Source organism: Methylorubrum populi (genome assembly GCA_036946625.1).
Lineage (GTDB): Bacteria > Pseudomonadota > Alphaproteobacteria > Rhizobiales > Beijerinckiaceae > Methylobacterium > Methylobacterium populi_C.
In genome coordinates, this window is record JAQIIU010000002.1 from 818030 (window position 1) to 834917 (window position 16888).

33 protein-coding genes and 4 pseudogenes are annotated in these 16888 nt (G+C 65.2%); 16 read left to right on the forward strand and 21 right to left on the reverse strand.

Annotated features, from left to right (window positions below; translation table 11 throughout):
• Positions 1–655: 655 nt before the first annotated feature.
• From PGN25_05810 to PGN25_05830, 5 genes are all read right to left on the reverse strand, one after another.
• Positions 656–1165: a hypothetical protein gene (locus PGN25_05810; protein ID MEH3117124.1), complete on the reverse strand. Its 510-nt coding sequence runs from the start codon at positions 1163–1165 to the stop codon at positions 656–658.
• Positions 1165–1923: a hypothetical protein gene (locus PGN25_05815; GenBank protein ID MEH3117125.1), complete on the reverse strand. Its 759-nt coding sequence runs from the start codon at positions 1921–1923 to the stop codon at positions 1165–1167. Before PGN25_05815 ends, PGN25_05810 begins: the two co-directional genes overlap by 1 nt.
• A 142-nt stretch (positions 1924–2065) precedes the next feature.
• Complete coding sequence (locus tag PGN25_05820) at positions 2066–2635, reverse strand: phage P22, antirepressor protein (protein MEH3117126.1); 570 nt, start codon at positions 2633–2635, stop codon at positions 2066–2068.
• A gap of 101 nt (positions 2636–2736) precedes the next feature.
• Positions 2737–2910, reverse strand: a complete 174-nt coding sequence (locus PGN25_05825) for a hypothetical protein (protein ID MEH3117127.1) — start codon at positions 2908–2910, stop codon at positions 2737–2739.
• Between the two features lie 35 nt (positions 2911–2945).
• Positions 2946–3269 carry a hypothetical protein gene (locus tag PGN25_05830; protein MEH3117128.1) on the reverse strand — a complete coding sequence of 108 codons (324 nt, stop codon included), beginning with the start codon at positions 3267–3269 and terminating at the stop codon, positions 2946–2948.
• 284 nt (positions 3270–3553) lie between these two features.
• On the opposite strand from PGN25_05830, the gene PGN25_05835 reads away from it, so the two are divergent.
• The 3 genes from PGN25_05835 to PGN25_05845 are packed head-to-tail and all read left to right on the forward strand — an operon-like array spanning position 3554 to position 4519.
• Positions 3554–3877, forward strand: a complete 324-nt coding sequence (locus tag PGN25_05835) for an Arc family DNA-binding protein (GenBank protein ID MEH3117129.1) — start codon at positions 3554–3556, stop codon at positions 3875–3877.
• A gap of 47 nt (positions 3878–3924) precedes the next feature.
• Positions 3925–4197: a BrnT family toxin gene (locus PGN25_05840; GenBank protein MEH3117130.1), complete on the forward strand. Its 273-nt coding sequence runs from the start codon at positions 3925–3927 to the stop codon at positions 4195–4197.
• Positions 4184–4519: a BrnA antitoxin family protein gene (locus tag PGN25_05845; protein ID MEH3117131.1), complete on the forward strand. Its 336-nt coding sequence runs from the start codon at positions 4184–4186 to the stop codon at positions 4517–4519. The genes PGN25_05840 and PGN25_05845 overlap by 14 nt, the downstream gene beginning before the upstream one ends.
• A 190-nt stretch (positions 4520–4709) precedes the next feature.
• Here PGN25_05845 and PGN25_05850 read toward each other — a convergent pair whose 3' ends face one another.
• The 7 genes from PGN25_05850 to PGN25_05880 form a co-directional block, all read right to left on the reverse strand.
• Entirely contained in the window at positions 4710–5633 is a 924-nt protein-coding gene (locus tag PGN25_05850; GenBank protein ID MEH3117132.1) for a hypothetical protein, read from the reverse strand.
• Positions 5634–5703: 70 nt separating this feature from the next.
• Positions 5704–6525, reverse strand: a complete 822-nt coding sequence (locus PGN25_05855; GenBank protein ID MEH3117133.1) for a hypothetical protein — start codon at positions 6523–6525, stop codon at positions 5704–5706.
• On the reverse strand, positions 6515–6694 hold the full coding sequence (locus PGN25_05860) for a hypothetical protein (GenBank protein ID MEH3117134.1): 180 nt from the start codon (positions 6692–6694) through the stop codon (positions 6515–6517). The genes PGN25_05855 and PGN25_05860 overlap by 11 nt, the downstream gene beginning before the upstream one ends.
• Positions 6687–6905, reverse strand: a complete 219-nt coding sequence (locus tag PGN25_05865) for a DNA-binding protein (GenBank protein MEH3117135.1) — start codon at positions 6903–6905, stop codon at positions 6687–6689. The genes PGN25_05860 and PGN25_05865 overlap by 8 nt, the downstream gene beginning before the upstream one ends.
• Before the next feature lie 199 nt (positions 6906–7104).
• Positions 7105–7479, reverse strand: a complete 375-nt coding sequence (locus PGN25_05870) for a phage terminase large subunit family protein (GenBank protein MEH3117136.1) — start codon at positions 7477–7479, stop codon at positions 7105–7107.
• A gap of 19 nt (positions 7480–7498) precedes the next feature.
• Positions 7499–8146, reverse strand: coding sequence for a hypothetical protein (locus tag PGN25_05875; protein MEH3117137.1), 648 nt, complete (start codon positions 8144–8146; stop codon positions 7499–7501).
• Positions 8147–8258: 112 nt separating this feature from the next.
• Positions 8259–8477 (reverse strand): hypothetical protein, encoded by a 219-nt coding sequence (locus tag PGN25_05880; protein MEH3117138.1) that lies wholly within the window; start codon positions 8475–8477, stop codon positions 8259–8261.
• A 279-nt stretch (positions 8478–8756) separates the two neighbouring features.
• Here PGN25_05880 and PGN25_05885 point away from each other — a divergent pair, with 279 nt between their 5' ends.
• Positions 8757–9047, forward strand: a complete 291-nt coding sequence (locus PGN25_05885; protein ID MEH3117139.1) for a type II toxin-antitoxin system RelE/ParE family toxin — start codon at positions 8757–8759, stop codon at positions 9045–9047.
• A gap of 2 nt (positions 9048–9049) precedes the next feature.
• Positions 9050–9346: a putative addiction module antidote protein gene (locus PGN25_05890; GenBank protein MEH3117140.1), complete on the forward strand. Its 297-nt coding sequence runs from the start codon at positions 9050–9052 to the stop codon at positions 9344–9346.
• A 30-nt stretch (positions 9347–9376) separates the two neighbouring features.
• Here PGN25_05890 and PGN25_05895 read toward each other — a convergent pair whose 3' ends face one another.
• Complete coding sequence (locus tag PGN25_05895; GenBank protein MEH3117141.1) at positions 9377–9676, reverse strand: hypothetical protein; 300 nt, start codon at positions 9674–9676, stop codon at positions 9377–9379.
• Between the two features lie 18 nt (positions 9677–9694).
• Positions 9695–9934: a hypothetical protein gene (locus PGN25_05900; GenBank protein ID MEH3117142.1), complete on the reverse strand. Its 240-nt coding sequence runs from the start codon at positions 9932–9934 to the stop codon at positions 9695–9697.
• A gap of 101 nt (positions 9935–10035) precedes the next feature.
• Between PGN25_05900 and PGN25_05905 the strand changes: the two genes are divergently transcribed.
• From PGN25_05905 to PGN25_05915, 3 genes are all read left to right on the forward strand, one after another.
• Entirely contained in the window at positions 10036–10170 is a 135-nt protein-coding gene (locus PGN25_05905; GenBank protein MEH3117143.1) for a hypothetical protein, read from the forward strand.
• Between the two features lie 207 nt (positions 10171–10377).
• Positions 10378–10566: a type II toxin-antitoxin system HicA family toxin gene (locus PGN25_05910; GenBank protein MEH3117144.1), complete on the forward strand. Its 189-nt coding sequence runs from the start codon at positions 10378–10380 to the stop codon at positions 10564–10566.
• The gene (locus PGN25_05915) at positions 10563–10982 is read left to right on the forward strand and encodes a type II toxin-antitoxin system HicB family antitoxin (protein ID MEH3117145.1); all 420 of its coding nucleotides are present in this window, start codon (positions 10563–10565) and stop codon (positions 10980–10982) included. The genes PGN25_05910 and PGN25_05915 overlap by 4 nt, the downstream gene beginning before the upstream one ends.
• Before the next feature lie 276 nt (positions 10983–11258).
• Here the strand turns inward: PGN25_05915 and PGN25_05920 are convergent, their stop codons facing one another.
• Both PGN25_05920 and PGN25_05925 read right to left on the reverse strand, forming a co-directional pair.
• Positions 11259–11534: a hypothetical protein gene (locus tag PGN25_05920; GenBank protein MEH3117146.1), complete on the reverse strand. Its 276-nt coding sequence runs from the start codon at positions 11532–11534 to the stop codon at positions 11259–11261.
• A pseudogene (locus tag PGN25_05925) lies at positions 11509–11958 on the reverse strand (integrase core domain-containing protein). The gene PGN25_05920 and the pseudogene PGN25_05925 overlap by 26 nt, the downstream one beginning before the upstream one ends.
• Before the next feature lie 29 nt (positions 11959–11987).
• On the opposite strand from PGN25_05925, the pseudogene PGN25_05930 reads away from it, so the two are divergent.
• The 8 genes and pseudogenes from PGN25_05930 (at position 11988) to PGN25_05965 (ending at position 15343) form a co-directional block, all read left to right on the forward strand.
• Positions 11988–12266, forward strand: a pseudogene (locus PGN25_05930) (hypothetical protein).
• A gap of 129 nt (positions 12267–12395) precedes the next feature.
• Positions 12396–12614: an AlpA family phage regulatory protein gene (locus tag PGN25_05935; protein MEH3117147.1), complete on the forward strand. Its 219-nt coding sequence runs from the start codon at positions 12396–12398 to the stop codon at positions 12612–12614.
• Positions 12604–12837: a hypothetical protein gene (locus PGN25_05940; GenBank protein MEH3117148.1), complete on the forward strand. Its 234-nt coding sequence runs from the start codon at positions 12604–12606 to the stop codon at positions 12835–12837. Before PGN25_05935 ends, PGN25_05940 begins: the two co-directional genes overlap by 11 nt.
• 31 nt (positions 12838–12868) lie before the next feature.
• Complete coding sequence (locus PGN25_05945) at positions 12869–13174, forward strand: DUF1778 domain-containing protein (protein MEH3117149.1); 306 nt, start codon at positions 12869–12871, stop codon at positions 13172–13174.
• Positions 13167–13691, forward strand: coding sequence for a GNAT family N-acetyltransferase (locus tag PGN25_05950; protein MEH3117150.1), 525 nt, complete (start codon positions 13167–13169; stop codon positions 13689–13691). The genes PGN25_05945 and PGN25_05950 overlap by 8 nt, the downstream gene beginning before the upstream one ends.
• Before the next feature lie 21 nt (positions 13692–13712).
• Positions 13713–13808: pseudogene (locus tag PGN25_05955) on the forward strand (resolvase).
• A gap of 169 nt (positions 13809–13977) precedes the next feature.
• Positions 13978–14910 (forward strand): recombinase family protein, encoded by a 933-nt coding sequence (locus PGN25_05960; GenBank protein ID MEH3117151.1) that lies wholly within the window; start codon positions 13978–13980, stop codon positions 14908–14910.
• Positions 14870–15343, forward strand: a complete 474-nt coding sequence (locus PGN25_05965) for a DNA resolvase (protein MEH3117152.1) — start codon at positions 14870–14872, stop codon at positions 15341–15343. Before PGN25_05960 ends, PGN25_05965 begins: the two co-directional genes overlap by 41 nt.
• Here PGN25_05965 and PGN25_05970 read toward each other — a convergent pair.
• From PGN25_05970 to PGN25_05990, 5 genes and pseudogenes are all read right to left on the reverse strand, one after another.
• Positions 15339–15689: pseudogene (locus PGN25_05970) on the reverse strand (recombinase family protein). The gene PGN25_05965 and the pseudogene PGN25_05970 overlap by 5 nt on opposite strands.
• A 72-nt stretch (positions 15690–15761) precedes the next feature.
• On the reverse strand, positions 15762–16094 hold the full coding sequence (locus PGN25_05975) for a type II toxin-antitoxin system HicB family antitoxin (protein MEH3117153.1): 333 nt from the start codon (positions 16092–16094) through the stop codon (positions 15762–15764).
• A complete protein-coding gene (locus tag PGN25_05980) occupies positions 16091–16345 on the reverse strand; it encodes a type II toxin-antitoxin system HicA family toxin (GenBank protein MEH3117154.1) in 255 nt (84 codons plus the stop codon). The genes PGN25_05975 and PGN25_05980 overlap by 4 nt, the downstream gene beginning before the upstream one ends.
• A gap of 62 nt (positions 16346–16407) precedes the next feature.
• Positions 16408–16665 (reverse strand): hypothetical protein, encoded by a 258-nt coding sequence (locus PGN25_05985; GenBank protein ID MEH3117155.1) that lies wholly within the window; start codon positions 16663–16665, stop codon positions 16408–16410.
• A complete protein-coding gene (locus tag PGN25_05990; GenBank protein MEH3117156.1) occupies positions 16658–16879 on the reverse strand; it encodes an AlpA family phage regulatory protein in 222 nt (73 codons plus the stop codon). Before PGN25_05990 ends, PGN25_05985 begins: the two co-directional genes overlap by 8 nt.
• Between the last annotated feature and the right edge of the window lie 9 nt (positions 16880–16888).

A 16888-nucleotide genomic window follows, 5' to 3' on the forward strand; every position in this document is an offset into this window, starting at 1 on the left:
TCGCTGCTGATGTGGCCGCCCTCGCCTCACCGCCGAGGCGGTGTCCGCCGAAGGCTATTGCCCCCGACGGACACGAGGTTGCCTGCCGGAACAGACCGTGGCTTTCCAAGGCTTTCCAGGCCGGGCCTAAGCGGCGCCTGCCTTACCTTGCTACGCCGGGCCTTTCCTGACCGTGACATGCCATGACAGGCCCTGCCTGCCATGCCGCACCTAGGGGCGCCAGGCCCAGCCTTGCCATTCCTTGCCTGCCGAGCCACGCCTGACCGTGCCTCGCCGTGATCCCCGCCGACCGGATGAGGCATCCGATCTCGCGCAGCGCTGTTTGGGTCGCGCTCCACCTTCGTCAGCAGTTGGAAGCCGGCCGATCCGAGTCCCGCCAAGCCGCGACTGACCACGGCCCGCCGTGCCTTGCCTGCCTCATCTCGCCTTCCGAAACAGGCCCCGCCAAGCCTCGCCTCGACATGCCTGCCTCGCCAGACACCGCCTTGCCATTCCTTATCTGGCCACACCGTACCTGCCTCGCCGTGTTCCCCGCCAGCCGAGGGAGGCACCTCGACTTCGCGCTACTCTACTAAGCCGGCCGCGCCTCGCGCCGCCTGACCTCGACTTGCCCCGCCGCAGCGGGCCAGACCGGGCTATGCCTTGCCTGCCGTGCCTACGCCGCCGCGTTGCCCCGCGGCGCCGCCTTCTCAAGATCGTCCGCCAGTTTCTCGACCGGCGCAAGAGCGCAGCCGGCGTGCTCTGCGGCCGAGCGGTAGCGACTGAGCCACGCCCGCAGCGCCATGGCGGCCTGCCGGCAGTGTTCGGTCATGTGTGCCGGGTCATTCTCGTCGGTAAGGATGTATCCGCCCCCAGATCGCCGGCCTTCCACGGGCGAAAGGACCAGCGGCATCGCCGTCTCGCGGACCTGGATCGACCTGCGCCCGCCGTTGACGACCTGCACCGTGAACGACACCCGGAGGTCACGGGCGAATTCGCGAGCTTGCTCGACCTGATAAGCCAAGGCCGCCGCCGCCCGATCCCACTCGAACCAGCCGAAAGCGGGATGATCCTTCCCCTTGTGCCGGACCTCTTCGAGGAACAGCTTCGGGTTGAAGTGGCCGTTGTGACGGACCGCGAACTCGCGGACGATCTCTTGCCGGGCGGCCTTGCTGAGCCCCGCCATCACGCGGCCCTCCGCGCGACCTCGGATCGGTAGAACTCCATCAGGTCGGTGGTGTCGGCATCGGCGAACTCGGGATCGGCCAAGGCCGCTTCCTGCGCGGCCCGACCATGATTGGCGACGAGGTCGTCCCACTCCTCGTCTTCGTCGCCCTCGCCGAGCACGCGGAAAGATCCGAAGGAGCCCTTACCCCTCTCCTGCCGGAAGTCTCCGACGCCGATCAGGACGCCCGCGTTGCAGAGCAGCGTCGCGACCGCCGTGACGGAAAGCTGCGGGACGATGAACTGCACCTCGATCTCCGCGCCCCACCGCGGCAGGAAGCACCGCGTCCGCACGTCCGGCGTCTTGGCGATGTCGGCCGACCGAACCACGTCCATCCGCAACTGCGGCGTGCCGTAGAGCGGCGCGAAGTCGCCCGGCATGAATAGGAGCTTCTGCGCCGACGCTTTGGTGACGCCGGGGGTCTCCAAAGCCGCGGTGCACATGGCGCCCTTCACCGCCACCACGCGAAGCCCGAGCGCCGTCGGGCCGCCCTTCAGGATCTCGGCGCTGTCTCGAAACTCGGCATAGGGGTCGTGCTTGATCTCGACCCGCTCGGCCTTCGTCTTCTTGCGCCCGCCAGCCAGCAGGATCTGCTTCACCTTCGCTGGCATCCGGTTCTGAAACATCGGCGTCTGGCCGATGATGCGAAGTTTGGTAGAGCCGCGCCGCAGCGGCGTGATGCTGATTTCGGCGGTGTCTGCGGTCTTTGCCTTAGCCATGATGGCTGCCTCCTCGGCGCCGGCCCGCCAGGGCCCGGAACGCGAACGGGTGGTCGACTTGCGACCGCCGACGCCGAGAAGCTCGGAAACGGGGTCGCGTTCTGCCGGCCCTGGCGGGGCCGGATCTCGGGGTGGTGAGGCGTCAGCGTGCAGGCTGCGCGGGGACCGGGGTGGCGGTGTAGGTGAAGTCCATCCGCCCCTGCCGATCGCCTTCCCGCATCTCGGGGACGACAGGCAGGCCGAGCGAGAACCAGAGGCTTCCGGCCGCCTTCGCGCCGAAGGTCTGCCGCGCCTCGGTCACGAGCGAGCGGCGAACGGGGACCGGCTCCTCTCTTGCCGGGTCGATCCGTACGGGCGCCTCGTCGCGCGGAGCGAAGAAGCGCCGGAACAGGGTGGCGTGACACTCGCGCTGGTAGGTCAGCACGAGGTCGCGGGACTCCGGCTTCACCTGATTGGCCGAGATGCCGAACAGCCAGCCGGGCAGGAGGTCGAGCGGCAGGCAGATCGCCTCCTGCGAACCGCCGGGCGAAGGCATTGCCATTATGGCAATACCCTCAGCCAGAATGGCGTCGCGCTTGGTCCTGCGGAACTGTGCGGACCAGTCGAGGCCGAGCCGGTCGGTGATGGGCTTCAGCGCGACGCGGATCTGCGTGCCGTCGCGGAGAGCGAACAACGTGTCCCCATAGAAAGGAACGGTGACGAGTTGGGACATGGGGGATTCCTCACGAGGGAGGCTACCCGCACGGGGTTGCGCGAGCGGCGGTCGTGAGGCCCGGCCGTGACGTAAGCGCCAAGGCGGCCGGGCCGGGAGGATCAGCGGGAAAGGACGACGCGGCCGGTGGCGATGTCGGTCTCGATCCGGTCGAGGCAGGCGCCGACGCGGCGGCTGTGCGCCTCGGAGGCGAGCCAGAGGCGGCGGGCTTCCTCGGCGTGGTGGCGGGCCCGCCAGAGCAGGGCGCGGGTGCGGAGATAGGTCAGCAGGGTCATGACGCGGCCTGCTTCTCGAAGCCCGCGTAGTACGTCTAGTGGAGCTTCCGAATCAGGTCGTAGAGGTGGTTGATCGCGTAGTTGAGCCCGTCGTTCTGGTCTTCGGTCAGAACATGGATGTGGTAGCCCGTGAGACCTGTGCGCTGGCGCATGTGTTCGGCCATGAAACCCTCGGCCATCTGCACCGTGTCCTCGGCGGCCGTGTTCATCAGCGCCGCCATGTACTTGAGATCGCAGACCGACGATTCGAGGTCTCGGAAAGCGCTGGCGAGCTGGGCGTCGCTGATGCGCGACCCGGTGGAGGCGGCAGTTCCGCCCGGAGGCGGGTTCGTGGTATGCTGGTTTCCAACCTGAGACATGGGTGACCTCTCACGCTTCGGGTGAGGCCCCGGCCGGCGCGGGAACGCCTGTCGGGGCCGTTTTCGTTTCACGGGCCATCCGCTCGCGGACAGCTCGGATGATCTCGGCATTGACCGAGGTACAGTTCTCTGCAGCCGCACGTATGAGAAAGCGGCCAGCGTCTTGTGGCAGACGGAGCGTCCGCCTACTGATCGGCTCGGGCTCTTGCATTTGCCCCTCTTTGACACGACAACCGTGTCAGGTGGCAAGCTATGGTGACACCATTGTCGTGTCAACAGGGACGATGGCTGAAGACGACGATTTCACCCGCATCACGCTTCGCATTCCCAACTCGCTTCATGCGCGGTTGAACGAGGCGACTGCGAAGAAGCGATCCATGAACGCGGAGATCATCGCGCGGCTGGAGGATAGCTTCGTTTCGGGCCAGCGCTTCGCGGCCGGCGTCGGAAGCGTGACGGAGATCTTGGCGAGCGTCATCCAGCGCGTAGCGGACGACATGCGGCGAGAAGGCAAGTCGCCGGAGGAGTTCAGCGCTTGGATGCGGAGCTTCCCCGACTTCGCGCCGCATATGCCGCCGCCAGAGACGGAAACGCCTCGGTCCAAGTAACTACCAAAACCGCTTGCCCCTCTCGGTTTATGTAGCTACAAAGCCCCATGCTGATGGTGTGGGACGAGATGAAGCGGGCGGCGAACCTCCGCAAGCACGGGCTCGACTTTGCCGATGCCCGCGACCGTTTCGATTGGGAGTCGGCCCTGGTCGAGGCTTCGCGGCCGAGCGCAACGGGCGGCAACCGTTATCTCGCCGTTGGCTTCCTCGACGGACGGCTCTGCGCGCTCGTGTTCTCGCTTCTCGGAACCGAGGCCGTCTCGGCCATCAGCCTCCGCCCTGCCAGCCGCAATGAGAGGACGCGCTATGACGAAGCGTAAGGCATCCCTGCCGCCCCTGAGCGACGCGGAAGAAGCCGCGATCCAGGCCGGCATCGCGAACGACCCCGACAACCCCGAGATCTCGGCCGAGCAGTTCGCCCGAATGCGCCCGGCGAGCGAGGTCTTGCCGGCGGCTCTCTATGCCGCCCTGTCGAAGGGCGGACGGCCGCGCTCCCCGAACAAGCGGGTGCAGGTGACGCTGCGCCTCGATCCCGACGCCCTGGCGGCCTTCCGGGAAACCGGGCCGGGATGGCAGGGACGGATCAACGAGGCGGTGGTGCGCAGCGCTAGGAAGCTCCGGCAGGCCAAGGCGGGGGGATAACCCCCATCAGGGATTAGCTGGCTTTCGGGATCGGACCGATGGGGCCGTTGGGCGCGCAGTTAGTTTCGAGTGTTGCCCTCGGCCGCTGCCAAATACCGTCCCCGAGGGCATTCCGCGAGTTGTGCCGACCGCGCCCGCCTGAGAGGTTGGGCCGCCGGGTCTCTGTGCCACTGTGGACGCCGCCGCGACACTACAGTGAAAACGGAACTCCTGGCCCATGCGTTGGTGACCGCTCGCCTCTGACCTCCTTGATGACGTGAGAAACCGAAACGAGGTCACCCGCCTTATCGTACTTGTAGACGTATTTAACCAAGCATTCCAAGGCGAATCCCGAAGACAAGACGAATTGGCCGCTGCGAAATCGCTCGATCCACGCCTTGTCTTCGATAGCCGCGAGAATTGTATCTTTGCCGTGCTTGAACTCCCACTTCGTGTCTCCCAATAAGTCAGGGCGCCGAACGAGTAGGACCATGCTCATCTCGCCCTCCGAAGTTACACCTTCGGCTTCAACGAGATAATCGCTCGGCTTCTTTCGCTCTGAGATGTTCGCCTCATAAGTCTCTTCATCGCTTTTCAGCAGAAGTCGATCTTGTGGGCCGAGTTCGCGCTTTGCGTCTTGAATTTGATCAAGCGGCTTGACGAGTGCTTCCAATTCGATAGTTGCGGGGCGTGGCAGGTGCCGAACATCAATTTCGCCGACGATTCGCTGAAGATCGTCCCGCAATTGAACCAATCGCTTTGCCTCCTGCTGATCGGCGCGGGCGTCGAGGTATTCGAGTGTCCGGTACTTTGCTTTCACCAGCGCAGCGCCGGCCCCCTTTTTCCAGTCGCCCGATTTTAGTATCTCATCATCAAGCTGTCGAAGCTTGCTGCGTGTCCAGGCTGTGATCGATGCCGCCTCGACATCCTCCAGCACCATGAGCGGCTGTATCTCCGGGTCAAGCGCGCCGATCAGAAGGCGATCCAGCGCCTCGAACCCTTCGAGCACCGTCACCAGGGCGTGAAACACCCTCGTCGGATTGGCGACTCCCTTGGCGAAATCAATGGTCACTCCAAGGTCGGCATCGGCCGGTTTCATCGGTGGGGTCTCGAAATAGGTCAGCCGGAGCACCATAGCCGAGCTTCAACTTCCGGCGAGAGTCTAATTCAACGGCACACAGGAGGCGCCAACGCCCAAATCGCTCTTACGCCGCGACCCGGACCTGCAACACCGCCTCGGGGCTGGCGTCCGGCCGGCGCTCGACCGGGATGCCGTCCTCGGTGATGGCGCGGATGATGGCTTCCTCCTCCCGCTCGATCGCCAGCATGTCGGCGCGCAGCGCTTCCAGGCGCTCGGCGCGGCCCTCGGTCGGAATGGCGCGATCGTCCTTCGCCTCGGCGTCGATCTGCGCTTCCAGGGCCTTCAGCATGGCCGGGCCGTGGAGCCACGCGGTAAGGCCGAGCGCGTCGAAGTTGGTGCCGGCCGCGATCACGGTGTGGCGGTTGCCGTCCGTCATCACCGGCTGCTGGTACATGCTGGTCAGGTTCGGGAAGTCCGGCCGGCTCTGTCCCGCCAGCAGGCCCGACACGTCGGGGCGGCCCGAGAACGCCATGTGCTCGATGAACGCCTTGGCGGCGGCCTTCGCCTCGGCCGCCGGAACCGGGGCGTTGTGGATCTTGGTCGCCTCCCGGCTCAACTCGGCGAGCCGGGTCCGCAGGCGGGTGATGGCGTCGACCGGCTTCTCGTTGCGGGCGAGCTTCGGGGCAGGACCGGCGAACGGCTCGATCATGTCGCCGGCATGGTCGGTGCGCCAATCGTCGATGCGCTTGACGAGGGCGACCAGGGTGCCGGCGCGCGAACTGGCGCGGGCCACCCGGTCGTTCAACGTCGTGATGTGCTCGCGGGTGGCCTCGACCAACTTCTGCGCCCGAACGACGATTTCCGAGCCGCGGGGGATGCGCGAGTTCTGGGAAAGCTGGTCGACCTGAGTCTTGGCCCGCCACAGTTCGTCGCGCTCATGCAGCACGGCGTCGTGCGCGCTGCTGTAGGCCGCGGTCGCGTCGTCGGCGTCGAGCCAGCGCGCAGCCGCGGACCCGCATCGGCCCGAGGTCGAACGAGAACCGGGCCACGATGCCGGCGGCGCGATCCCGCTCGGCCTCGGCGATGCTGATGCCGGTGATACGGGGTTCAGCCATGGGCCTTGCTCTCCCGGCCGGCGGCCTCGCGCTCGGCGAGCCAAGCGGCCACGGCGCCGCGTCGGGCGCAGACGGTCTTGCCGACTTTGAAGGTCGGCAGTCCGTGCGCCTCCTTCAGGTGCTCGGCTTGCCGCTGTCGCCAGCCGAATGCGGCGGAGATGGCGGGCATACCGTAGAGGACATCATCCGGGGTCGGGGGGCGGTCGGTCATCGCTTTCCTCATGCGTAAAATCATGCGTAACGGAAGTGCCCGTGAACGGCGGGGAATGGCCGTAAGTCGTTGATTTACTTGGGTTCGATCGGGCTCGGCCCTCACCCATAGAAAAAGCCGCCCGGAGGCGGCTAAGTCGTTGGCAGATCATGCTATATCGGGCGAACAGTGATAGCCCCACCCGGAAACTGCTTGTGCGTCAGGGTGCGCCGGCATCCCGCGACTTGGCCTCGCCGAACAGTTCGAGGAGCTTCTTCGAGTCCCGGATCATCGGTGCGAGCCGGTCCTTCGAGAAGGTCTCGGCCGCATCGTCCTTCGGCAGCACCGCCAGGATGGGGCAGGGGTCCAGATGAATGAACCGCCCGAGGATGTTCTCGATGACGGTCGTCTTCAGGAGCTGCGTGCACGCCATCAGTGTGATCTTGCCGACGCCGGGCTCGGTCGCCCACAGCATCGGCCCGCGCGCCACCTCGACCTTCGCGGTGATGAACTTGCCGCCGTTCGAGCTTTCCTTACTCAGCCGCCGGAAGCTTTCGGCCCACTCCACCACGTCGAGGTTCGGCGGCGGGGTCATACCCTTGCGCCACGAACGCCTAAGGCTGGCTGTGTCGAGATAGGTCGAGGTCGGAGGGCTCGCCGAGTTCGGTGAGGAGGGTGTTGACATAGGCGGCCAAGACCTGGGTCAGCTCGCGGGCGTCGATCTTGAGTTCATCGGCCATCTCGATCGACACGCGCGCCGGCCACGCGATCAAGGCATCTCGGAAGGCCCGGCCCTCCTCGAAGAAAGCGGCCTCGGCGGCGCCGCGGTCGACGAGCAAGCCCTGCTTCACCGCGTGGTCCTGCTTCCGCAGCAGGCCGAGGTAGTTCTCCTTGCGCTGAGCCGCGAGGTTCAGCGGGAGGTTCGGGTTGTCGGGATCGAACTCGACGGGATCGGCTCCCGCCTCGTTCACCGATTCCGACGCGGGCGGGGTCGGGCGCGGCGAGGCGGCGGGGCGTGTGGGCTTCCCAACCGGCTCGTCCTCTCGCGGAATGGCCCGCACCGGTCGGTGGGCGACGCCGCCGTGATAAGTCGCCGGCCGCTGGTCGAGGTTCCACTCCGAGGCATCGACGTCGACGAGGCCCGCCTCAGTCATCGTGAGGAGGCCCTTCTGCTTCCACTCGGTGACGGTCTTCTTCGAGACCCCGCGGCGCCGGGCGAACTCGGCTTGGCTGACGAAGGCGGCGGGTTTCGGATCGGCCATGTCGAGCGTTACCCGTTACCCACCGCGTTACCCGGTTTTCGGACCCTGGCGTTAGAAAAAGCCGGGGCCCCGCCCACCCGTATAGGTTCGGGGGCTCCAGGGGCCTGACGGTTCAGGCGGCTCGCCCCCGCCCGAACGACAACGAGGGGCCAGCCAGACCGCGGCGCAGTCGAGCGCGTCGCTTCTCGAAGCTGTCCCGCTCCTCGTCCATCTGCTGCTTCATCTCGTCTGCGGCCCGCCAGACGCGGCGGATGGCGAACGCCATAAGGCCGACGATGATGAGCGCCGAGCCGGCCGCTATGGCGATGATGGCGGCGGCACACGTCGTCATGCTCGGCTCCTACCTGCCTCCGCCTGCCTGTCGAGGTGCGCCTCGATCCGTTTGCCCGGCATCGTGCCTTGCAGGGCGGTCACTCCGCCGAACCTGGCGCGCCGCCACCGGTAGGGTCGGGCGCCAGTTCATCGGGCTGTGCGGCGCGCCGGGCATCCACGTGTTGACCAAAGCCTGCCGCTCACCGGCAGCGCGTTCACCAGCATGGCGCTGGTCCTGGGAAGAGCTTCGATGCAGATGGCTGCTTGACCGTTTGTAGTCGAAACACTACAGTACGACATGCCGACGATCCGCCGCACCGCCCGCTTCTCAACTTGGATCGCCAGCCTGCGCGACGTGAACGCCGTGGCGCGGATCACCAAGCGGATCGACCGCCTCATGCTCGGCAATGCCGGCGACGTGAAACCGGTCGGCGAAGGCGTGAGCGAGATGCGGATCGACTACGGCCCCGGCTACCGGGTCTACTTCACGCAACAGGGGCGCGAGACCGTCGTGCTGCTGTGCGGTGGGGACAAGAGTTCGCAGGACCGAGACATCCGTGACGCGAAGGCACTGGCGAAGGAACTCTGACGATGCCGCTGGAAACACACCCCTACGATACCGCGGAGCACCTGACTACGCCGGAGCACATCGCGGTCTACCTCGATGCTGTGCTGGAGGACAACGACCCGGCCTTACTTGCCCATGCCCTCGGTGTGATCGCGCGGGCTCGCGGCATGGCACAGATCGCGCAAGAGACCGGACGATCGCGGGAACAGCTCTACCGGACCCTATCCGACAAAGGGAACCCGCAACTTGATACGCTGATGGGTGTGCTGAAGGCGATGGGCCTGCGGCTGAGCATTCAGCCGACGGAAGCACGGGCTTGAAGCGCTGACCGATGCCTGGGCGGTGGCGGGTCAGTCCCCGCCACCCCCGTCGCTGCCTGAGCATGACGCCCCGCTGTCCGAGTAGGACGACGGGCCGGAGCAGTGCGCCTGGCTCACGTGATCCGACCCGACGTAGCTCGGCGAAATCGGGCTCAGCGGACTGAGCAGCATGCCCGAGGGCGAGGCCGGGTCCATCACGCTGTCGTTCGATGCCGTCCGGGGCGAGCCAGGGGCGCCGAGGAGACGGGCGCGCCGCAGGCGGTTCTCCTGCTCCGCGCGACGCTGCCGCTCCTCACGGCGCTTGCGGCTGAAGATGTCGAGCAGGCCCATGGCGATCGTCTCCCGCCTCTACTGCCGCACCGGTGCGTCGTCGGGCGCGTCCGGCCGCTCCATCCAGTGCGTCGCCCGCCAGCCCTTCGGCAGACCGCTCCACTCGGGCTTGCGGTTGCCCATGCTGTCGCCGCTGTCCCACCAACAGTCGGGGTAGCGCTCACCGACGAAGCGGTCGCCGTCCGCGAGCCAGATCTTGCCCCACAGGTCCACCTTGCGGTCCTTCGGGGCGGTCTCGATGTCGTTCCAGTCCGGCATGGTGAGACCTCGCGAATACTTGCGTTATCCGCGCTTTTACTGTTGACATCTAAAGTATTCGTCTGTATAACTACAAGCATAGGCAGAGACGGAGACAGCAAGTGTTCAACATCATCGACACCGCGAAGAACAACAAGGTGGCCTTCGCCAAGGTCTCGGAGCGGGAAGCCCACAAGCGGGTGGACCTCCTGAACGGATCCTACCAGACCACCCGGTTCAAGGCGATGAAGATCTGAAAGGGAGGGGCTTCGGCCCCTTCTTCCATTTGGGCAGGGCGATTGAACCAAAAGGCCAGTATCGTTTTTCTTATTATTATATTTGCCCTGTCTTATCCAACGACTGCATGGTGCCTGCCCCGCCAGACGAGACCATTGTCAACTACAGCACGCTCAAACTCCACATTTCTGTTGATTTACACAGATGTGTGGAGTATGTTATCCCTCATGAACGCGAACGAACTCCGCAAGCTCCTCGCCTCCAAGGGCTGCACCTTCGAGACCCACCGTGGCGGGTCGGGCCATCTCACGGTGCGCCGGGGCGATAAGGTCAGCCAGTTGCCGATGCACGGCAGCCGGAAGGAACTGGGACCGAAGCTCGCGAACCGCATCCTCAAGCAGTTGGACCTGAAATGAGCCAGGGATACCGCATCGAACTGGAGCAGGACGGGGATACGATCCTCGTCACCTGCCCCGCTCTGCCGGAGGTCAACACCTTCGGCGACAACGAGATGGAGGCGTACGCTGTCGCCTCGCAGGCAATCGAAGAGGCGCTGGCGGCCCGCATCGGCGATGGCAAGGACATCCCCGCGTTCGAGGATGGCCCCGGCATCGCTCCTCTTGCCCTACTGACCCGCCTGAAGGTCGTGCTCTACCGGGAACTCGCTGCGGCTGGCCTGACACGCGCCGACCTGATGCGGCGTATGCAGGTCAATCGCGAAACCGTGGACCGCCTGTTCCGGCTCGACCATGCGTCACGTCTGGATCAGATCGAGACTGCCATGCGAGCCCTGGGCCGCGAGGTTGATTTTCAGGTTCAGAATGCCGCCTGAGCAGCGCGTTTCGCGCATGCGTCCGCAGGACTGGTGATGCGCCGGCTCTCGGGGGCTTGCATCACCTGTCCGATCAGCCCCGTCCACATGGCTCCGATCACGCGGATGAGCGACCGGGCTGCTCTACGCCGACATGAAAGGTGAAGCCCAATCGTCCCCTGTTATGGGACGGTCTAGAGGACCAGCCTACACAGTGAAGAAGCGGTGCTACCCGTCTCCGTCGCGGCTCCACGTCGATCCCATCAGGGAGAGTTAAGCGGGGACGTTCGGCATATACTAGCGCAGGGCCACTTGCGCAATGTCGAGCACGAGCGGTTGCCGTCGCCCAAACAGGCTGATCCCCACCTTCAAGCGGATAGCCTCGGGAACTTCCGGACGTGCGCTCGGCAGGATCTCCTCGACGACCGCCGGGAAGCTGGCGAACGAACCGTCGATCACGAGCACGCTCTGCCCCACGCTGATGCCGAGCGGCTGCACCACCTCGTCAGCGGCCAGGGCATCGGCCAGCCGCTGAAGCTCGACGGGATCAAGCCGCGCCGGACGGTAAACCAATCCGCTGACGTTCCCCTCGGGCCCGCCCTCCGGCTCCAGATGCGAGACGATTTCGGCGATAGTCGATCCGCCACGCCTCGACGAGGCGACGCGCGATCGACAGGCTGGTGAAGACGTGCTCGTTCAGGCACTCGTCGCGGAAGCGCCCGTTCAGGCTCTCGACGAAGCCGTTCTGCTGGGGCTTGCCCGGCGCGATGTAGTGCCAGGCCACGCCGCGCTCCTGCTGCCAGCCCAGGATCGCGTGCGAGGTCAGCTCGGTGCCGTTGTCAGAGACGATCAGCAGCGGCCGGCCGCGGTACTCGATCAGGCGGTCGAGTTCGCGCACCACCCGCCGACCCGAGAGCGAAGTGTCGACCGCCAGCGCCAGGCACTCGCGAGTGTGATCGTCCACGATGACGAGCACGCGGAAGCGCCGGCCATCGGCGAGCACGGGATGCGGATGCGGGCGTCGCCCCGAACAGCCGCGCCGATCGCTTTGTCGAGCGATGGCAGAAACTCGGTGAGGCCAGCCAACGCCAGTACGAGGCGGGCGATCTGTCCGGCTATAAATCCACGGGGTGCATGATGGGCGACATGGCGAACAGCCTGAAACGCGATCCGCAACTCGAATCCCTCCTTGCCAACCGCAAGCGGGAACTCGGCATCGCTTTCGACTCAGGTCGCCATCTCGGCGACGAAATCGCCTTCCATGCCGGGATCGATCTCGGACGAGGACGCGGCATCGGGATTTGAAACCGTCCTATTCACCGTCTTTTCTACGCTATAATTCGACACATCACGACGACACACAAATAACTGTTGCATAACTGAGATCATTCTTCCCGACTGGTCTGGAAACAACCAGCAGGAAGCAGAGAATCCATGCGCGAACCAGAGCGTATCGTCCGTTTCGAGACCGTCAAATCGCTGACGGGACTGTCCCGGTCCGCGATCTACCGGAAGATCAGGGAGGGCACCTTCCCCACCCAGCTCAAGGTCAGCGCCAACGGCGCGGGCTGGCACGCATCGGAGATCAGCCGCTGGGTGGCAGACCCTGCCGGATGGCGACCACGCGGCGAGTTCGACTTCGATGACTTCTGATCGCGGAGACGAGAGCGGGAAACAGAGACCGGCGAACGACAACCGCTCGCCCGATGGGTCGGATGCCGGGAACGAGGCCGATGCATCCGAGCGGCTGGATGCGGTCGTGCTGACCGTCGCCCGGCTGATCGGCAGGCGCATGGCGCGCGAGGATTTCGAGAAGGCCATGCACGCCGCCAATGACAACGCGTCGAAAGCAGACGACGGACAGGAGCCATCTTGATTCTCCTCTTTAGTACGGATATAGTCCGTACATGAAGGAGATCGTTATGGCCCAGACACTTCCCAATCGCGACGACCGCATCGAGTTGCGCACCACTCGCGACGAAAAGCGGCTTCTCGCCGCCGCCGCCGCCCATGAGCGGCTGGACGTGACCAGCTTCATCATGCGCGCTGTCCTTCCCGCTGCGCGCGATGTGGTCGACAACGCTGAACGCATCTCGCTTTCGGAGCGGGATTCCCTGCGCGTGCTCGACCTTCTGGAAAACCCGCCCGCCCCGACGCCAGCACTGCTTGCCGCAGCCCGCCGCCGTATCGCCCGAGGCGGACAGAGTGCTTGACTGGCGCGAAGAACTCATCGGACGCCACCATGACCGCAAGGCGTTCGATTGCGGTACGCCGGAACTGAACGAGTATCTGCGTCGGCACGCCCGGCAGAACCACGAGGGCGGAGGCTCCAAGACCTTTGTGGCGGTGGCTCCATCCGCGCCCGAAACCATTCTCGGCTACTATTCCATCAGCCCTGCCTCGATTGCCTTCGCAAAAGTCCCCGCCTCGTTGACCAAGGGGCTTGGGCGTTACGAGGTCGCCGTGTTCCGGCTCGCCCGTCTGGCCGTGGCGCTTCCGCTACAGGGTCAGGGGCTTGGCGGCGATCTTCTGCTGGCAGCGGGAGCGCGAGCCTTGGCCGTGGCGGCGCAGGTCGGCGGGGTGGCGCTGGCGATCGACGCCAAGGATGAGAAGGCGGCGCGCTGGTACGAGCGTTTCGGTGCGATGCCGCTGCTCGACGGCAGCCCGCTCAGCCTGATCCTGCCGTTCAGAACCATCATCGACGCTCTCGACGCCGTGCAGAGCGAATAACCGATCAGAAAAGGACGCTCCATGCTTCGCATCGCCCTTTACGCCCGCTATTCGTCGGAGAACCAGCGCGCCGCTTCCATTGAGGACCAGTTGCGCCAGTGTCGCGAGCGGGCGGCGCGCGAGGGCTGGACCGTGGTGGAGACCTATTCCGACCGGGCCGTCTCGGGGTCTTCCATGATCCCGCGGGCATCCAGTCTTTGCTTGCCGACGCGCAGGCGGGGCGCTTCGACGTGGTGCTGCCGAGGCGCTGGACCGCATCAGCCGCGATCAGGAGGATGTCGCTGTCGTGTTCAAGCGCCTGCGCTTCGCGGGTGTGTCCATCGTCACCCTGTCCGAAGGCGAGATCAACGAGCTTCATGTCGGCCTGAAAGGCACCATGAACGCGCTGTTCCTGAAAGACCTCGCCCTCAAGACCCATCGCGGCCAGCGCGGGCGCGTGGAAGCGGGAAAGGCTGGCAGCGGCAGGGCCGCCTACGGCTATCGCACCGTCCACCAGCTCGACGCCAATGGCGAGCCGATCCGGGGCGAGCGGGTGATCGTCGAGGAAGGAGCAAAGATCGTGCGCCGCATCTTCCGCGGCTATGCCGGCGGCAGGAGAGCCAAGGAGATCGCATTCCAGTTGAACCGCGAGGGTGTCCCCGGTCCCCGAAATCGCCCGTGGATCGACGCCACCATTCGCGGCAACGCCGCCGCCGGCACCGGCATTCTCAACAACGAGCTTTATGCCGGTGTCCTTGCATGGAACCAGCAGCGCTTCATCAAGAACCCTGAAACCGGCACCCGCGTCTCCCGCGTGAGCTCGGAAAGCGTATGGATCAGGACTGAGGTTCCGCACTTAAGGATCGTGGACGACGCACTATGGCAGGCCGTGCGCGAGCGGCAACGCGACATCTCCGCCCTGTTCGGCCCCCACCTTGCCAACACCCGAGAAGGTCGTGCCAAGAGGCTGCATCTGACCAACCGGCCCGTAACCCTCCTGTCCGGCCTGCTCACCTGCGGTTGCTGCGGTGTGCGGTGGACGGATCAGCATGGTGATGACCGACCGCTATGCCTGCCGCAATCATCTGCGCAAAGGCATCTGCGACAACGGCCGCACCATCCGCCGCGACGAGATCGAGGCGCGCATGCTGGCGGGGTTGAAGGAGAAGCTGGTATCGTCGGAGACTGTTGCGGAGGCCGTGCGCGCCTATGCCAAGGAAACCAACCGACTGAACCGTGACAGGCAGGCGCAGGCGGAAGCGGACCAGAAGATCGACCGCGCCATCGCCAGGATCATGACGGCCATCGAGGATGGCCTGTATCAGCCTTCCATGAAGGCGCGGATGGCCGAGCTTGAGCGCGACCAGGCCGAGATCGTCGCCCGCATGGCGAAGGCTCCCGCCGCCATCCCCGACGTGCATCCCAACATCGCCGACCTCTATCGCCGGAACGTCGAGCGGTTCACCGAAGCCCTCACTGACCTGGACGGCGGCCGGCAGGCGGCCGAGGCGCTGCGCTCGCTCATCGGCGAGATCGTGCTCACCCCTGGCTCGAAGCGAGGCGAGGTCATTGCCGAACTACGCGGGGAACTCATGGGCATCCTTGCCTTCGCTACCGATCAGAAGGCCAAGCAGACCATCCATTTCATGCTGCCAGTTGCATCTTGTGGGTGATCGAGACGAGCTTGACGCCGTTCTTGGCGAGCTTGCGGACGTAGAACTCCAGCTCGAAGTGATCGCGGAAGAAGCGCGAGAAGCTGTGGACGACCACTACGTCGAACGGCGCGGGCTTCGACGTGTCGGCCTCGATCATGCGCTGGAACTCGGGGCGGCGGTCGTTGGTCGCCGATGCACCCGGCTCGACGAAGGTCTCGACGAGTTGGTAGCCTCGCGCTGAGCAATATGCCTCGCCCTGCCGCTTCTGGTCGGGGATGGACACGTCATGCTCGGCCTGCCGCGCTGTCGAGACGCGGAGATAAAGCGCGGCGCATAGAGGAATGGTGGAAGCGGCAACAGACATGCCCGGTCTCCTTCAACGGAGCCAAGACCGAGCGGCTTGGCCTCACAGATGCGCAGCGGGCGCACCGTCTTGTTACTCAGCGGCTTCTCGAATCGTCCCCACGATCCACTCATTCAGGCTCTTACCCGCCGCCGCAGCAGCGATGACAGCGGCGGCATGGTCGTGGGGATCGAGGCGGACGTTGAACTTACCGGAGAACTTCCGACGCGGCTCGATCCCCTTTTCGCGGCACATTTCGAGATAGACGGAGAGCGACTTGCGGCCCTCCTCGATCAGATGCTGAACGCTTTCCGCATAGAAGTCGGCGCCACCATTCAGGCCGACAAACTCACCACGCAGCATCTGGATTTCAGGATCGAAGGCGATCACAGCCTTTTCACCATTGATTTCGACGACGTTTTTCATGGCCTCACTCCGTGTTCGTCTAGCCACTTCCGAACGCTGGCAACCGCACCCTTGTCGGTATCGGGAGACGGGTGCGGTCGATAAAAGACCCGCACCTCGCCAAACAGGAATACGCCGATGCGCGAGCCTTCCCGTTCGCTGACCTCAGCGCCGAGAGCTACAAACAGTGCTTCGATGTCGGCCCAGCGGATCGAGCCGCTGACGGGTCGAGCGAAGATCGCTTCCAGCGTAGTTCTATGCCGCTTCTTCACGAGCCGGATGGTATCGCTTTATGGTACTGTTTGCAAGCCGTTCTGCCGCCATGTTCGATCCTTCAGGCGTTCGGTCCGAACAGCTCGTCGAAGAGGTCGCCGAACCACCGCTCGAACACGTCGATCTCGGCAGTCGTGACCGGGACGGGATCGGGCCAGTCGTCCGTCACGGTCCATGTGGTCATGTCGTACTTGGGAGGCCGACCCATGGTCACGGGGTAGCCGAGTAGCACTTCAAGCTGCTCCGATGCCGTGGGCGGCCAGATGCGGCGGGAGCGAGGCGGGACACCGGCTTCGTCGTCCTCTTCGCCGTCAGTCATCGAAGTCGAACTCGCCGCGAATGCGGGGCGCCCACCGGGTGGGATCGGCGATCCAACGGCTGATGTCCGACTCGCGCCAGCCTGCGCCATTGGTGCTGATCCTGAGCTGGACGGGGAACGTCCCCTCGGCGATCTTACGGTAGATGGTGGACCGGGAGAGGCCGGTGCGGGAAAGAACAGTCCTGAGCCGGACGATACGGTCTGGTTCGCGCATGGCTGCGCT

Coding starts and splice junctions, on each gene's coding strand:
- PGN25_05840 (MEH3117130.1), top strand. CDS start 3,925: ATGCTGATGGTGTGGGACGAGATGAAGCGGGCGGCGAACCTCCGCAAG.
- PGN25_05900 (MEH3117142.1), bottom strand. CDS start 9,934: ATGCCGGACTGGAACGACATCGAGACCGCCCCGAAGGACCGCAAGGTG.
- PGN25_05875 (MEH3117137.1), bottom strand. CDS start 8,146: ATGGCCGATCCGAAACCCGCCGCCTTCGTCAGCCAAGCCGAGTTCGCC.
- PGN25_05910 (MEH3117144.1), top strand. CDS start 10,378: ATGAACGCGAACGAACTCCGCAAGCTCCTCGCCTCCAAGGGCTGCACC.
- PGN25_05820 (MEH3117126.1), bottom strand. CDS start 2,635: ATGTCCCAACTCGTCACCGTTCCTTTCTATGGGGACACGTTGTTCGCT.
- PGN25_05835 (MEH3117129.1), top strand. CDS start 3,554: ATGGCTGAAGACGACGATTTCACCCGCATCACGCTTCGCATTCCCAAC.
- PGN25_05885 (MEH3117139.1), top strand. CDS start 8,757: ATGCCGACGATCCGCCGCACCGCCCGCTTCTCAACTTGGATCGCCAGC.
- PGN25_05990 (MEH3117156.1), bottom strand. CDS start 16,879: ATGCGCGAACCAGACCGTATCGTCCGGCTCAGGACTGTTCTTTCCCGC.
- PGN25_05945 (MEH3117149.1), top strand. CDS start 12,869: ATGAAGGAGATCGTTATGGCCCAGACACTTCCCAATCGCGACGACCGC.
- PGN25_05870 (MEH3117136.1), bottom strand. CDS start 7,479: ATGACCCCGCCGCCGAACCTCGACGTGGTGGAGTGGGCCGAAAGCTTC.
- PGN25_05810 (MEH3117124.1), bottom strand. CDS start 1,165: ATGGCGGGGCTCAGCAAGGCCGCCCGGCAAGAGATCGTCCGCGAGTTC.
- PGN25_05830 (MEH3117128.1), bottom strand. CDS start 3,269: ATGTCTCAGGTTGGAAACCAGCATACCACGAACCCGCCTCCGGGCGGA.
- PGN25_05985 (MEH3117155.1), bottom strand. CDS start 16,665: ATGACTGACGGCGAAGAGGACGACGAAGCCGGTGTCCCGCCTCGCTCC.
- PGN25_05825 (MEH3117127.1), bottom strand. CDS start 2,910: ATGACCCTGCTGACCTATCTCCGCACCCGCGCCCTGCTCTGGCGGGCC.
- PGN25_05865 (MEH3117135.1), bottom strand. CDS start 6,905: ATGACCGACCGCCCCCCGACCCCGGATGATGTCCTCTACGGTATGCCC.
- PGN25_05845 (MEH3117131.1), top strand. CDS start 4,184: ATGACGAAGCGTAAGGCATCCCTGCCGCCCCTGAGCGACGCGGAAGAA.
- PGN25_05815 (MEH3117125.1), bottom strand. CDS start 1,923: ATGGCTAAGGCAAAGACCGCAGACACCGCCGAAATCAGCATCACGCCG.
- PGN25_05860 (MEH3117134.1), bottom strand. CDS start 6,694: ATGGCTGAACCCCGTATCACCGGCATCAGCATCGCCGAGGCCGAGCGG.
- PGN25_05895 (MEH3117141.1), bottom strand. CDS start 9,676: ATGGGCCTGCTCGACATCTTCAGCCGCAAGCGCCGTGAGGAGCGGCAG.
- PGN25_05850 (MEH3117132.1), bottom strand. CDS start 5,633: ATGGTGCTCCGGCTGACCTATTTCGAGACCCCACCGATGAAACCGGCC.
- PGN25_05915 (MEH3117145.1), top strand. CDS start 10,563: ATGAGCCAGGGATACCGCATCGAACTGGAGCAGGACGGGGATACGATC.
- PGN25_05935 (MEH3117147.1), top strand. CDS start 12,396: ATGCGCGAACCAGAGCGTATCGTCCGTTTCGAGACCGTCAAATCGCTG.
- PGN25_05940 (MEH3117148.1), top strand. CDS start 12,604: ATGACTTCTGATCGCGGAGACGAGAGCGGGAAACAGAGACCGGCGAAC.
- PGN25_05890 (MEH3117140.1), top strand. CDS start 9,050: ATGCCGCTGGAAACACACCCCTACGATACCGCGGAGCACCTGACTACG.
- PGN25_05880 (MEH3117138.1), bottom strand. CDS start 8,477: ATGACGACGTGTGCCGCCGCCATCATCGCCATAGCGGCCGGCTCGGCG.
- PGN25_05975 (MEH3117153.1), bottom strand. CDS start 16,094: ATGAAAAACGTCGTCGAAATCAATGGTGAAAAGGCTGTGATCGCCTTC.